19 protein-coding genes, 1 pseudogene and 1 riboswitch are annotated in these 13,621 nt (G+C 37.5%); of the genes and pseudogenes, 13 read left to right on the top strand and 7 right to left on the bottom strand.

Annotated features, from left to right (window positions below; genetic code table 11):
* The 9 genes from ACFSMW_RS05990 to ACFSMW_RS05950 form a co-directional block, all read left to right on the top strand.
* A partial coding sequence (locus ACFSMW_RS05990) for a hypothetical protein (protein ID WP_390353859.1) occupies positions 1-2,751 on the top strand: 2,751 nt, incomplete at its 5' end.
* Positions 2,745-3,032 (top strand): hypothetical protein, encoded by a 288-nt coding sequence (locus tag ACFSMW_RS05985; RefSeq protein WP_390353857.1) that lies wholly within the window; start codon positions 2,745-2,747, stop codon positions 3,030-3,032. The genes ACFSMW_RS05990 and ACFSMW_RS05985, both read left to right, overlap by 7 nt.
* Positions 3,033-3,164, top strand: a complete 132-nt coding sequence (locus ACFSMW_RS05980; RefSeq protein ID WP_390353856.1) for a CD1375 family protein — start codon at positions 3,033-3,035, stop codon at positions 3,162-3,164.
* A gap of 64 nt (positions 3,165-3,228) precedes the next feature.
* Positions 3,229-3,387: a hypothetical protein gene (locus ACFSMW_RS05975; protein WP_390353854.1), complete on the top strand. Its 159-nt coding sequence runs from the start codon at positions 3,229-3,231 to the stop codon at positions 3,385-3,387.
* Between the two features lie 99 nt (positions 3,388-3,486).
* Complete coding sequence (locus ACFSMW_RS05970) at positions 3,487-4,020, top strand: HMG-box domain-containing protein (protein ID WP_390353852.1); 534 nt, start codon at positions 3,487-3,489, stop codon at positions 4,018-4,020.
* Between the two features lie 165 nt (positions 4,021-4,185).
* Positions 4,186-4,605 carry a phage holin family protein gene (locus ACFSMW_RS05965; RefSeq protein WP_390353850.1) on the top strand — a complete coding sequence of 140 codons (420 nt, stop codon included), beginning with the start codon at positions 4,186-4,188 and terminating at the stop codon, positions 4,603-4,605.
* On the top strand, positions 4,602-5,726 hold the full coding sequence (locus ACFSMW_RS05960) for a LysM peptidoglycan-binding domain-containing protein (protein ID WP_390353848.1): 1,125 nt from the start codon (positions 4,602-4,604) through the stop codon (positions 5,724-5,726). The genes ACFSMW_RS05965 and ACFSMW_RS05960 overlap by 4 nt, the downstream gene beginning before the upstream one ends.
* Before the next feature lie 233 nt (positions 5,727-5,959).
* Entirely contained in the window at positions 5,960-6,523 is a 564-nt protein-coding gene (locus ACFSMW_RS05955) for a YiiX/YebB-like N1pC/P60 family cysteine hydrolase (RefSeq protein ID WP_390353847.1), read from the top strand.
* Positions 6,524-6,572: 49 nt separating this feature from the next.
* A complete protein-coding gene (locus tag ACFSMW_RS05950; protein ID WP_390353846.1) occupies positions 6,573-6,899 on the top strand; it encodes a hypothetical protein in 327 nt (108 codons plus the stop codon).
* A 101-nt stretch (positions 6,900-7,000) separates the two neighbouring features.
* On the opposite strand, the gene sinI is transcribed toward ACFSMW_RS05950, so the two are convergent.
* Positions 7,001-7,120 carry a DNA-binding anti-repressor SinI gene (gene sinI, locus ACFSMW_RS05945; RefSeq protein ID WP_390353844.1) on the bottom strand — a complete coding sequence of 40 codons (120 nt, stop codon included), beginning with the start codon at positions 7,118-7,120 and terminating at the stop codon, positions 7,001-7,003.
* An 11-nt stretch (positions 7,121-7,131) separates the two neighbouring features.
* Positions 7,132-7,214, bottom strand: a riboswitch (cyclic di-GMP riboswitch).
* 687 nt (positions 7,215-7,901) lie between these two features.
* On the opposite strand from sinI, the gene ACFSMW_RS05940 reads away from it, so the two are divergent.
* Both ACFSMW_RS05940 and ACFSMW_RS05935 read left to right on the top strand, forming a co-directional pair.
* Positions 7,902-8,075, top strand: coding sequence for a hypothetical protein (locus tag ACFSMW_RS05940; protein ID WP_390353842.1), 174 nt, complete (start codon positions 7,902-7,904; stop codon positions 8,073-8,075).
* 76 nt (positions 8,076-8,151) lie between these two features.
* Entirely contained in the window at positions 8,152-8,472 is a 321-nt protein-coding gene (locus ACFSMW_RS05935; RefSeq protein ID WP_390353840.1) for a hypothetical protein, read from the top strand.
* A gap of 76 nt (positions 8,473-8,548) precedes the next feature.
* Here the strand turns inward: ACFSMW_RS05935 and ACFSMW_RS05930 are convergent, their stop codons facing one another.
* Positions 8,549-8,695: a hypothetical protein gene (locus tag ACFSMW_RS05930; RefSeq protein WP_390353838.1), complete on the bottom strand. Its 147-nt coding sequence runs from the start codon at positions 8,693-8,695 to the stop codon at positions 8,549-8,551.
* A gap of 31 nt (positions 8,696-8,726) precedes the next feature.
* Complete coding sequence (locus ACFSMW_RS05925) at positions 8,727-8,915, bottom strand: twin-arginine translocase TatA/TatE family subunit (RefSeq protein ID WP_390353836.1); 189 nt, start codon at positions 8,913-8,915, stop codon at positions 8,727-8,729.
* A 414-nt stretch (positions 8,916-9,329) separates the two neighbouring features.
* Here ACFSMW_RS05925 and ACFSMW_RS05920 point away from each other — a divergent pair, with 414 nt between their 5' ends.
* Complete coding sequence (locus ACFSMW_RS05920; protein WP_390353834.1) at positions 9,330-9,578, top strand: hypothetical protein; 249 nt, start codon at positions 9,330-9,332, stop codon at positions 9,576-9,578.
* Here the strand turns inward: ACFSMW_RS05920 and ACFSMW_RS05915 are convergent.
* Both ACFSMW_RS05915 and ACFSMW_RS05910 read right to left on the bottom strand, forming a co-directional pair.
* On the bottom strand, positions 9,575-9,991 hold the full coding sequence (locus ACFSMW_RS05915) for a YhjD family protein (protein WP_390353832.1): 417 nt from the start codon (positions 9,989-9,991) through the stop codon (positions 9,575-9,577). The genes ACFSMW_RS05920 and ACFSMW_RS05915 overlap by 4 nt on opposite strands.
* Complete coding sequence (locus tag ACFSMW_RS05910; RefSeq protein ID WP_390353830.1) at positions 9,984-10,184, bottom strand: helix-turn-helix transcriptional regulator; 201 nt, start codon at positions 10,182-10,184, stop codon at positions 9,984-9,986. The genes ACFSMW_RS05915 and ACFSMW_RS05910 overlap by 8 nt, the downstream gene beginning before the upstream one ends.
* 1,034 nt (positions 10,185-11,218) lie before the next feature.
* Between ACFSMW_RS05910 and ACFSMW_RS05905 the strand changes: the two genes are divergently transcribed.
* Positions 11,219-12,718: a recombinase family protein gene (locus ACFSMW_RS05905; RefSeq protein ID WP_390353828.1), complete on the top strand. Its 1,500-nt coding sequence runs from the start codon at positions 11,219-11,221 to the stop codon at positions 12,716-12,718.
* Positions 12,719-12,741: 23 nt separating this feature from the next.
* On the opposite strand, the pseudogene ACFSMW_RS05900 reads toward ACFSMW_RS05905, so the two are convergent.
* Together ACFSMW_RS05900 and sda are read right to left on the bottom strand one after the other, a co-directional pair.
* Positions 12,742-13,089 (bottom strand): annotated as a pseudogene (locus ACFSMW_RS05900) (sigma-70 family RNA polymerase sigma factor); the annotation flags it as partial.
* A gap of 347 nt (positions 13,090-13,436) precedes the next feature.
* On the bottom strand, positions 13,437-13,580 hold the full coding sequence (gene sda, locus ACFSMW_RS05895; protein WP_390353945.1) for a sporulation histidine kinase inhibitor Sda: 144 nt from the start codon (positions 13,578-13,580) through the stop codon (positions 13,437-13,439).
* Positions 13,581-13,621 lie beyond the last annotated feature (41 nt).

Genomic DNA, 13,621 nt, shown 5'->3' with positions numbered 1-13,621 from the left:
GTTACACTTGGCGATTATATCGAATACACCGAAGAAGAAATTCGTTCAATCTGGAAGGAGCTGCAAGCGGAGATCCGCCGCAAATTGGCAAGGCTTATCAGTGTAACGGTTTTATCCAGTGCTGGTGACGTGTTTAAAAACGGTGAAGGGGAAACAGAATTAACTGTTAAAACGTTCTTGTCCGGTGAAGAAGTTGACCAAGACGCTTCCATCTATAACTACTACTGGACAAAGCGAGATAAACGCGGCGTACCTGTAAGCGGTTGGAATGCTTCGGGGAAATTAGTCAGTGTGGCAGCATCTGATATCGGCGAAAAAGCGACGTATCAAGTTGAAGTTTCACAGGGCGGAACAACGATGTCAATCGGTAGAATCACGATAAGTAACGTGTTTGACGGCGAGGATGGCGAACCAGGTCCAGAAGGCGTGCAAGGTCCTCCGGGGAAAGATGGTCAAACACTATATACTTGGGTTAAATATGCCGATACACCGACATCGGGTATGTCAGATAGCCCGGACGGCAAGAAGTATATTGGTCTGGCTTATAATAAAACGACACCAACTAAATCAACCAAGTATGCTGATTATGAGTGGGCAAAAATAGAAGGTGACAAAGGTGTTCCGGGTGAACCGGGGAAGGATGGACAGCCCCGCTTTACCTGGGTTAAATATGCCGATGATGATAAAGGAAATGGCATGAGCGACAGTCCAGATGACAAAAGGTATTTGGGGTTGGCGTATAACAAGACGAGCGCAACGGAAAGCAATAACCCTGTTGACTACACGTGGTCCCCATTGTATGACAACGTCAAGCCCGGGGGCAGAAACTTATGGCCAATCACAGATTATGAAACAGTGGATATTAAAGATGTTTTATCAAACTACTGGTACACGAAAAGTGCTGGTACACCGGAAATAACAACGGTTAACTTGGTCGGAAGTCCTTTTGACGGAAGGAAGACACTGAGATATTGGTCGAAAGTCGATGGCAGTTCAAAAGAATATGTCTTGAATCCACAAGAAAATGGAAACCACTATCTGACTCTAAAACCTAATACGGAATATGTGTTTTCAGCGTGGATTTATCACGGAACTGGAATTGACAATATCTATTTTGTTCCTTGGGAATACGATTCTGACGGCTCAGGAAGAACTTCAATGGGTGGTACTTTTGTAAGCCAAAAAGTAACGAACAACTACCAAAAATGCGAAATACACTTCAAAACCGGTGACAAGTATCTTATAGAAACAAGGTTGTATATCCGTTACGACAATTCAAAACCAGAAGGAACGACAACCAAGTTTTCTATGTTTGAGCCACAGCTTGAAGAAGGTAATGTTGCCAGTGCTTATGATTCTGCACCAGAAGATAAACAAGCATACACCGATAAGAAAGCCGATCAAGCGGAAAAAAACGCCAAAGAACATGCAACCGAAGTTTCTGAAGCTGCCTATATTGATGCTTTAAACGATGCAGAGGATTTTATTGAAGCTAACGGTATTATGCAAGGTAAGGACTATAACGGGGTTTCTATCACGAATCAAGAAGGTTTCATGACAGCCCGTGGTGATGGTCTGGTTCGTACTGTCATGAATAGCACGCTGGGTTATGTCACCCAACGTCGGGCAAGCAAGACAGCCCCATGGGAAGATGTTCTTTATTTCGATACAAAGGGAAACGCAAAATACGCTGGTGATCTAGAAGGCGCTAGTGGTACATTCGGCAAAGTGTCTGTACTAAATGACGACTTGAAAATACAGGATGACCATACATCCACCCTGTACAGTGTCACTCCAAAAAGAAACGTCATTAAAGACCACTCGTTTGAACTTGTTAAAACGGCCGATGATTTGCAGAGTGATAGTGTTGAGCATAACTGGATTGACCACGGTATAGATAATGATCCCTATGATAAGACAAACTGGGAAACTGTGGGAAGCCCGAAAGTAGCCGTACAGTTTGGACCCGCAAGTAAAGATGGCTTACCGATATTCGGCGATAAAGCGATTGTTGTTCGGAATGCTCATTATGTTAGACAATACGTGTTTGACGGTGTGGGAGCGGGTTCTAAATACACTGTTTCAGCACATTTTAAACGACAGTGGAAACTAGATGGTGGTATTCCTCGAATTGAAATATGGCACATTAACGCAGCTGGTACACGTCAAAGTAAAATTGTTAATTCTACTTTTGATAGGGTTCGCGATGATTACGCATTTGAACGGCACGCCACAACATTTGAAGTACCATCATCATTTGGTATCGGGGACTCTTTAGAAGTTATTATCTCCGGAGGAGACAGCAATTGGGTACAGTGCGATGGTGTGCAAATGATTGCCGATGAACATGCTGCGGTTTATCAACCGGAGGATAGTATTTGGGAAATCACGAAAGGTAAGTATTTAATCGATTTCCAGCAGCAATCTTTATGGAGCGGTGAGAGGTATCCTACGGAAACACAGACAATTACTCCCAGCAAGGCGCTTATGGATTGTCAGAATGGGTGGGTTTTGGAATGGTCCGGATACGATAAAGGAGACGGGTTGAAGCAACATAACTTCCAATACACGTTCATTCCTAAGCTCCACGCTTGGTTTAACAATAGTATGGGTGTCATCGTTAACTTACAACGGGATTCAAATGCAGTGTATAAGTATCTGTACATCAAGAACGAATCATTTGTAGGAAGAAGCTACAACAACAACGACAAAAACAGTGTTCTAGCACTGAGAGGTGTGTATGAATGGTAAAAATATATTTTGAGAGTGATGACAAGGGTTATGTGGACGGTTGGGGAAGCACTCGTTCAAAAGATGATGAGGTCGAGCTAGAAATCGACATGGGTCATGATTTCTTTGAAAGTGACTCCCATGCTTGGAAATACGTGGAAGGTAATCTTATCTTTGACGAAGAACGTAATAAAGAGCTACTTGAGGAAAACGATAAAAAGAAGCCGTCGAAAGAGGAAGTCCGGTCAATTGCAATACTAGAACTAGCCGAAAGAATCGCGGCACTTGAAGGAGGTGAGTAAATGTTGGCTATGCTGTTTGCGACAGAGATCATTGAAGGTAACTGGACATTCAAACGTGTTCCTGGCATTTGGAGAGAAGATGTACGAGCGCTTTTGAAAGCAGAAGGTCGAGAAGATTTGATTAGCGCCTAATTGGCGTTATTTTTATTTGAATACATTCTCCCTCCTGTCGATATAAAGGCTGGAGGGGAAGATTATGGATCCCATATATGAAGATATCAATAAACTAAGAAATGAACTAAAAGCTAAAGAAGGCGAAATGTTGGATTCAGCGGTCAAAGTTAGAAGACTGGAATCTGAAACAAAAACCATCATGAAAGAACTAGAAGAGAAGATGAAAGAGTTTAATGATTAAGGTGAGTAGCTTATCAAGGATTAATAGGTTGTTCATTTTTTATGTTGAATGCAGGACTTTTGTCCCTTCTTGTCGAATGTAGTATTTGGGAGGGGTTAAATGGGAGCTAAAATTATTTTTGAAACTGCTGGAGCTATAATCTTATCTTTCGGCGGATCAACTGTTGTTCTTCTTGGATTATCAAGATGGCTAGGTAAATTATGGGCAAAAAGAATAATTGAGAAAGAAAAGAAAGTATATCAAGAAGAATTAGAGAAACTTAGACAAAAAGGGAGCTTCGAATTAGAAAGATTAAGAAATATCCATTACGACCAAAATGATTTACTGTTAAGAAAAAGAGGAGTATATGAAAAAATGGCGGTTTCGATGAGGGCGCTTTTTGAAAATGAACAAAAAGTTTCTATGAACGACTTTTTTAAAAACTTTGACACTATGCATTTATGGGCATCAGATGAGGTAATGAACTCATTAAATAATTTTATAGATGCATTGTTGGCAAGTGATACACAGGAAATACTTCAACAAAGATATGCCACAACAATATTGGAGATGAGGAAAGATGCAGGTTTCAATGACTCCAAACTTAATTCTAATGACTATAAATTTATTTCTGCAAACCAAAAAGATAATTAAGCACCCTACACGAGGTGCTTTTTTAATACAAAAAAAGGGCAGCGTACACTGCCCTAGCCGTCATGGGATATCTGTGACGGTTTATTTATATGGTACGAGATAGATAATGTTTAAAGGGGGTCAATCAAATATGAATAAGGAGATGATTGCGTGGGAGGTTTTAATTTGGAACATTTAGAAGCTGCTAGACTGTATTTATTCGGAGAAGTAAAATTTTTACATTTGTTGTTGCTGCTGATGGCACTGGACATCGTAACCGGATTGTTCAAAGCTTGGAAAAACCGTAATCTTTGGAGTCGGAAATCGCTGTTTGGCTATGCCAGAAAAGTGCTTGTATTGGTTGTTATCATCTTGGCAAATGTAGTGGATCAGGTGTTGGATTTAAATGGGATGGTTGCATATGCGACTGTTCTTTTTTATTTGACGAATGAAGGCTTATCTATCATTGAAAATTTAGCTGACGTTGGTGTTCTTGTACCAACTGGTCTGGCCGAAAAGCTAAAAAATATCGAAAACAGTAGCAAAACACTTCCAGAAGAAGTCAGAGAAGAATTCACTTCAGAAAAAGGAGACGATGAAAAATGACAAAAGGATTCGATTGCGCCACCAAACTAACGGCGGCAAGTGCAAAGAGGTTAAAGCAACAAGGATTCGACTATGTAGCCAGGTATCTGGGTAACAACTGGAAAACATTTGATAAAGCAGAAGCGCAAGCTATTCAAAACGCTGGGCTGAAATTAATAAGCATCTTTCAAAAGAGTGCCAACTATGCAGGGTACCATACCGAGAGCCAAGCGAAATTAGATGCAAAAGAAGCAGAGAAATATGCAAAAACAGTCGGCCAGCCTACAGGGTCGGCTATTTATTTTGCTGTAGATTTTGGGGCAGAGCAAAAGCATATGCCTGCAATTAAAAGTTATGTCAAAACCTTAAAAGCAACCTTAAAGGATTATAAGGTGGGTATGTATGGCTCTTTTGATGTCATCCAAGCTGTTAAAGGCTTATGCGACTATTATTGGCAAACCTATGCTTGGAGTGGTGGCAGAATTGCTGGTTTCATCCACATGCACCAATACCAAAATGACATTGTTGTAGCTGGTGTTGCCATTGATAGAAACGATATTAAGAAAGCGCCTGGAGCGTGGAGCGAGATTGTCCAACATGTAGACAAACCTAAAACACAAACCGGTTCGAAGCAAGTAAGCAATAAAATTACTGGTGCCACATATACGGTAAAGTCTGGTGATACCTTAAGCGAGATAGCTGCAAGGTCTGGCGTTAGTGTGGCCAACCTGGTTAAGTGGAATAGGATTAAGAATAAAAATGTTATCAAGGTAGGACAAAAATTGAAGTTGAAAGCAAAGAAAGCAGCTTCAAAACCTGCTGCCAAAGCATCAACTTATATAATCAAATCGGGAGACACGCTGTCCGGTATTGCCAAAAAGTATGGAACTACTGTTAACAAGCTGGTCAGCTTAAATGGCATTAAGAATGCAAATAAGATATACGCTGGTCAAAAAATAAAAGTAACCGGATCTTCACCCAAGAAGAAAGCAACGGCTAAGAAATATCATGTGGTAAAGTCAGGAGATACAGTGTCGGGGCTGGCTGCTAAGTATGGCAGCACACAAGCACAGATAAAATCTTGGAATAAACTTTCCGACGTGAATTTGATAAAGATTGGTCAAAAATTAAGAGTGAAATAAAATAGCCCTCACATGAGTGAGGGCTCACCATTCAAAGGGCAAAAAATAAGCGAGCTAATACGTGCTTTTAGACTATTTTTTTCATGATGGATTCCATCATCATTGACTTTCCCAATATACAGTTTCTATTTTATATGTTATATTTTGATTTGTGAGAAAAAATAATGTTCCTAGAAAAACAGAAAGGAGAGCAGAAAATCTATCTATATTATTAAGAGAAGGAGTCTAAAATAATGGGAAAAAGAATTCTTTTGTTTTGTGTGGTTTTTTTGTCATGTTTTGTTACCCCTGCATTGGCATATAATTACCCCAATGGCACAGAAGCAAAACCTGGCGATATATTGGTGACAAGTGATACATCATCAAGCGGTATTTTAGGACATGCAGGGATTGTGGTGGATAAAAATAGATACCTAGAAACTAAAGGTCCAGGATATTTTCCTAAAATCTATAATTTGAAATCTTGGTTCTCAGATCGAAGCACCACTAAAGTTGTGAGAATTGGCAACGTAAAAGCAGCTAGAGATGCAGCTTCTTTTGCTAAAACATGGGATGGTGCGAAAGTTCCATATAAAATAACTAATAATTTATTAGATAACCATTACACGTATTGCTCTAAACTTGTTTGGCAAATTTATGCATTACATACACAAGGGATTTTTCCAGTAGAAGCTGCTATGGAAGGCAAACTTACAATTTGGCCACCGTATAACTTTTTAAACAGTAGAGTATATCTTTCGTCCGCGAAGCCTAAATTGGTATATAAAAAAGGTCTAATTGGTAAGGGAGATTTATAACAAGTTCTTTTAAGCTAACTTGATACAAACAAAAAATTCAGGTGATAAAATGAAAAAGACATTAGTTGCAATTTTAGCAATTATTCTCTTAGTGTTCAGTATACGGAGCGGTTATCTTCTAATTTTTTATGGTAATCCAAAAAAAATTAATGATGTAGAAAACATTATGTTAAACTATCTAAAAGAAGAAAAAGGCTATCAAGATAAAGATATCATATCAGTAAAAGGTAACTATAACTTTAAGGAACCCCATGGAGAAAAATATGGTGGCAGAGTTGTGTTGCGAACTGAAAACAAATTACAAAGCTACGAATATAAAATAAAAAAACATAAAGTTTTTGAATACGAAAAGATACCGTTTTATAGAAGAAACTAATACCCTAGAAATAAAAGTAATGCTGTTCTTTTATATTCTGTTAAAATGCTTATTCGGTTCTGCTATTGATGGAATAGAACAAGCCTTCACATCTGTGGGGGCTATCCTTCATTGTGATTGTATAACTTCTCTTTTAAAAACTCTCTTACACCCTCTTTATTCAACCCTAATTGTTTCGCAGTAATAATGAGTTCCATCCATTCAGCGTCTAACTTCTGCATGTTCACTCCTATTCTGCAGCCCAGCCATCATAGCGTGTTCCTTAGACCTGTGACTTTGAGTCACGTCCTTTCAGTCGATTTGTTTTTAATGTTTTATGTACCAGCTTGATTATAATGCTTTAGATCTATGCTTTGTAAGGATATTCTCTCGACAAGGTTCGTGGTCAAGCATCTGCATCAATTCCGCAATAACATCCTTCGCGTATTTATAATCATTGGAGTGGAATGTTTGATTCATGCAGGAATTCATCGCTAAATGTCGAATATAGTTATTGAGGATAAAAGTGATATAGGGTTATTCAATTAACGGGCTAGATTGTATAAGGGTTAGAAAGGAAAGGTCGAAAGGAAAAATGAACAGAAAAGCATTTAACATAATCGGATGGATTCTACTTTTAGTAATTGGGATTTCTTAGATTGCATTTAGTTATGCAAGTTGGTACTTGTTGTTACTTCCATTGTCTTATATATGCTTTTCAATTAGTGATGGTAGCATAAAAAAATTAAGAAAACTCACGATATCACAAGTCATTTTGATCTTATTTGCGTTGGCGGTCTCGGTGGTATTGTGTTTGGTTTAATTCAATTAGCGAATTATGTGATTAATGATAAGTTACATCTGACAGGAGTAATTAAGACATTCAGCCAAATAGTTGCTATTATTATCTCATTATTAAGTTTACTTTTGGCAGCATTGTATATAAGATATACAGTAAATTAAATACTAATAATTCGTAAACAGGGCAGATTATTGAACAGTGTTTAATGGGGAGGCGAAACCATGAAGAGTTTGCTATTGACCATTGGTATTATTGTGACCATTGGTTTTGGCGGATCATTTTTAATTCGCTTAATACGAGATTCGGCTTTTTATATTTCTTATTTCCTAGGAGGAGTTATAGGTATTATTATTTTAATCATTGGGATGTTCGCAACAGGTAAAAGAAAATCTTAAACAATCGGGAGCATTTGCTGCATATCAGTATTCAAGAATTGGGCCATTTTATGGCATAAGTAAAAGGGGAAATGAGATGAACTTAATCAAAACGAAACAATTTTTTGTGTTTTTATCGCTGTTATGTGCAATAGGCGTATTTTTAATGAGTAGTGCATTTCAAAGTATGGCATACTGGGGAAATGATTTGACTTGGTATTGGGTTGGAGTTGCTTTCACTTATTTTATTTGGTTGATGGGTATAGTTTTCATAGTCGTAGCAATTACTAGGAAAGTAAACGTGAAAGGAAATTTAATATTTGGACTGTCAATGTTGGGGATAGCGACATTTATTATATTAATTTGTGGTTTTCTTTGGACTACCTTTGTTATAATTGCAGGAATGTCTGGAATATGACCTTTTCAACTATCGGGCGCAATTGTTTAATAAAAGTAAAAAAGCCCTCACTCATGTAGGGGCTTTCACTTCTACCTTAACTCGCTACTCCAGAGAACACAATTCCGGCTATAACAAGTCCCGCAAACAAAGCAATTACAAAAAAATTAGCTGTAAAAGAATCACTTTTGTCAAGTTGGTCTTTTTCATTGATGTGTTTATCCAATTGTTTGTTTTCCTTCATTCTAATCCCTCCCCATTCCTGATTCCTGTCATTAGCCTTTTGAATCATTATCGTCATTATCTTTTTTCTCATCGCTCATTATTTGCTGTGCTGATTTTTTAAACTCTGATAATGCTTGTCCTACAGACTTGCCAATCTCCGGAAGTTTACTTGGTCCAAAGACGATTAATGCAACTACCAAGATCAAAATAAGCCCAGGTACACCAATATTTGAAAGCATGAAATTTTATCTCCTTCAATATGAGTATCTTTATTATAACGAGAGTATTACGTAATTTATTTTATCATAAAATGTTATTTATATGTAATTGTGGTCCAAGTATTATCAGTTTCCAATAGCATATATTGTTTGTTACAATTAAAAAATAAGGAATGGCAATTATTATTCTAATCTCGGTGGGTTTATTAATTGGCAGGATAAAATCACGAAATTAATTAGCCCTTGGTGCTGCGGCTGCATGCTGATATTAAAAGGTGAGGTGTCAACTTTTCTCTGTAATCTATCGAAAAATAGATTGATTGAAAACCCAACAGTGTTGTTCTCCATCTTTTTTTACAATTAAATAATTACTTTTTTTGTAAAATATGCTAATCTTATAGGTGATTAATTCTGTTAAATTAAAGGAGAATTTCTATGTTGTACAGAGCATTTAATTTCGGTCTTAAACTAAGTATTTCTGGTTTTTTTATGATCTTTTTAGCTAGGATTGTATCTGATGCTGTTCTTTCTGGTGTGGAAACGGACATTAATGATTTTTTTGGTATTTTTAGCGGAAGTGCATATATTATACCTTTTTTGTTTCTAATCATTGGATTGCCGTTTGTTGTTATTATTCCTTTGATATGGCTTTATAGATGGGCAAATAAAAAAACCTTTGATTAAGAAACGGGCGCGATTGTTGAATAAAAATAAACCGAAAAGCCCTCAGGCCTGTGGGGCTCCCCGTCCTTCTGCATCAATTTTCCAATAACATCCTTTGTATGTTTTAATATCATCGGATTAAAATATCTTACTTCTTTATGCTTAGCATTACTGAAAAACTCGTAACCCGTATATAACCTGTCCTCATCTCGAAATACATACTTCAAGTTGTTATCCTGCATAGTCTTAGTTAATTCCCTGCGCTCATCCTTGGCGGCTGTTAACATCCTGTCCAACATGTCCACATAAAGGTCGTTGATCTTCAGTGGAGCATCTTCGAAACATGCTTTATCTTCTTCAATCTGTTTGATTGCTTTCGATAAAAACAGATTCCTTTTCAGGATCTTTTCATCTTCTTCCGGAAAGTTAATCATTTGAATCCCTTTCGTATAGATCGTCTACCTTACATTGTAACAGGTCAGCGAGTTGGACAGCCTGGTCGAGTCTGGGGAAGGTCTTGCCTTCAATCCAATTTTTCAATGTGTGCCTGGTTATCTGCAGTTGCTCACAAATATACTTCTTCTTCAATCCGCTTTTTTCAATTAATTCACCTATGACTAATTTCACCGTTTCATCACCTATATTATAAATTCTACGGACAAGCAATTAAATCCTTTAAATAAAAATAATTCACCAAAAAAGGTAAAAAAATTATACATAAGTGGTAAATGAATGTATATACATTTATTGAGTCGGTTGTATATGCGAATTCGAAACCCTTAAACTCATCTGCTTTCGCTTCTTCTTTTAATTGATATGGAAATTACATGCTTGTCTTGATTGCTCAAACCATTGATATTTTAACTTCTGCATATGGCAAACCGTTGTTCATTGCTAGAATATGAAATCGAAGGGGTGATAGTATGCTATTATGCTATTAGGAATAGGCTCGCAAGTTCCGGATTGGTGGGATGATCGGCTATCCAGTAAGGGTCAGCAACACGTTGGGAGTAACAAAGAATTAAAGCGCTCTTGGATCACTCACACTTTAATGCGGAATGATCTGTTTTAAAGCTGGGTATGCCAAAAAGCTGGCGTATTGAAGTACCGGCCATGTGGGGAGATAATCAGATTGTTTCTGATGCGTTGTTTAAAGATAAAGGGGTGTTTATTTTGTTGAAATTGATAATGAACAAACGATGCGCAACAACCAGGATAAGATTAAAAAATATAAGAGTCTTTTCAATGCCATGTTTCAGCAGTTCCACAATCATCCAACATTAATTTGGTACACTTTATCTGATTTACGAAAAGATAAACTATCGGCTGCATGTAATAAGTAAGGAATTAAATTTAAAATTTATTAAGGTATGGACCATATGAGTTAAGATGAATATCTGTTTTAAATGGAGAATAAGCTTTCTTTATAAAAGATTTACAAAGGCAGGATATTACGAAGAAGGAGATTAGCCCCCCTATTTTTATGCTATAATAAGAACAAACGTTCATGAATAGGGACAAACAGCTATCACATACCCATTAAATGGGGGAGTGATGCATCATGAACGTAAAAATTATAAAAGGTCCTTATTTCGAAAAAAATATAAATTCTTGCTATGAATATTTGTTGCAATTATATAGGAAGGAGTTTGAAGAAAAAGATGATTGCGATTTATGTAAGGGTGTCAACGGAGGAACAGTTAAAGGGGTACAGCGTAGAGGGACAGATTGAAGATTGTATTGAACTTGCAAAGACAGAAAAAGTCCTTAAATATATTGACGATGGCTACACTGGGGAAATACTAAACCGCCCACAGTTGACCAGACTTCTGGAAGATGTAGAGAAAGGTTTAGTCACCAAAGTTATTTGTTATGACCCAGATCGGCTATCAAGGAAACTGCTTAACCAATTATTAATTACTGAAAAGCTAGGAAAGCATAATGTCACATTGGCATTTGTTAAAAGTGATTATAAGAACGATGCAGAAGGTCAACTTTATTTTCAGGTGCGTGGTGCTTTTTCAGAATTTGACAAGGCTAAAATTAAGCATAATACAATGACCGGACGATATCGTAAGGCAAAGCAAGGTTTTGTGGTGAAAAATAACAAATTGTATGGATACGATTATGATAGAGAAAAGAAAACCTACATTGTTAATGAAAAGGAAGCAAAAACTGTTCAAATGATTTTCAATTATTTTACCGACCCAAATTCTCCACTCAGAGGAATCAACGGCATTGCGCATCATTTGACTGAAATAGGTATCCCAACCAAAAAGGGCGGCAGGGTATGGCATCGTCAAGTAGTAAGACAAATTTTGTTGAATGAATCATACACAGGTACATATTATCAGAACAAATACGATACAGTTGGAGATTACGTCAAAAAACAGGCTGGAGAAGAATATAAAAAAGGCAGGATCAGACCAAAGGAGGAATGGGTTGAAAGCAAAATCCCACAAGTTATTGAACAAAAGCAATTTGACTATGCACAAACATTACTAGGACAAATAAAGAGAAGACATACATCGCAAATACATCACCAATATCTATTATCTGGCATGGTCCGTTGTGGACGTTGTGGTGGTACCATGACCGGAAGGAAAAGAAAGTCACACGGAAAAGACCATTACGTATATGAATGCAGGAGGAACTATGCTGGTGCTAAAGACAAGGGTTGCGGTCGAATGATGTCGGAAAATAAATTAAATAACATAGTCTGGCCAATGGTTGTAGAACTTTTGGATAATCCCGAAAAACTAAACGAACATAAAGATGCGCCACAAAAAACATATGTGCAGGATGAAATAAAGCACCTAGAAGAAAGAGTCACTAAATCTAGAAATGGACGAAAAAGGTTGCTCAATTTGGTAAGTATTACAGAGGATGATGAAATTGACATGGAAGAGATCAAGGAGAAAATGAGAGAGCTGCAGAAGGAGGAAAAAAAACTTCAGAAAAAACTTGACGAGTTGAACCACAATATAATAGAAGAAAACAGAACAGAGAAAAGTGTTTATGCATTAGAAGAGGCTGTTAAGTATTATTTGACTGTGAAGGGAACAAATCTGAAAGTGGAGCAGAGACAAAAGCTGTTACGAATGATTATTCGTGAAGTGGAAGTCGTTGATCCGGAAACTGTCAATGTGCTTACTTTTTAGTTTGCCTTGTAGTGCCCTGTAGACATTAGAATTTCATTCTCAATACATCTAGCAGCATATGTAGCAAGTTTTGTTCCCTTGCCGACGGAATAGCTTTCGATTCCTTTGATAAGCCCGATTGTACCGATGGAAATCAAATCCTCCATATCTTCGCCAGTATTTTCAAACTTTTTCACGATATGCGCGACAAGTCTCAAATTATGCTCGATGAGTTTATTTCTTGCCTCTTCGCTGTTGTTTTGCATTTCAGCAATATATTTTGCTTCTTCTTCAGGAGACAGTGGTTGTGGGAAAGCGTGATTTTTCACGTATGATACGAAGAATAATGCTTCTTTGATTAACACTGCCAGCGCGCTTAAAATAGCGGACAAACACATACACCTCCTGTTTGATTAGGCAACCAGCCTATAATAAGAGTGTATGTGGGCATATCTTGTCATGTGTCTGTCCCTATACTTTTCTCCTTCTTGGTTATATATCAGGTCCTGCTAAAGAAGAGCTGGACTGGGGGCAGTCATGACGGATGAGTTGATGTTTGTTTCTATGCTAAAAAACCTGTCTGCAGGGAAGCGACAGGTTTTGGCGGGAAATTGATTAGCGGTATAAGCATTGTAGACTCTTTTCCTCAGCTGTCAGAGGAAGCCGCGGTAATTACCAGAGTGTTTTACTGACATTCAGCGTAAATGAATCGCGCTGAATGTCAGTTTCATTTTATGTTTTATTCGGCAATTGCATGTACTTTATGAGCTAAATTTCTTTTCTCGATTTCTTTTTTTATCAATAAAATGAAATCGGGGCTCAATTTTAATTCATTTGCTTTGTGATAAGAATCCAGAAGCAGTTCATTCGATAAGCACTCCATTGCCATTTTTCAGCCCTCCTATATGAATAGTGCTATGCGGC

The sequence above is a fragment of the Tigheibacillus halophilus genome, assembly GCF_042683165.1.
Classification (GTDB): Bacteria; Bacillota; Bacilli; order Bacillales; family Amphibacillaceae; genus Tigheibacillus; species Tigheibacillus halophilus.
This window is presented reverse-complemented; position numbering and strand designations above follow the sequence as displayed.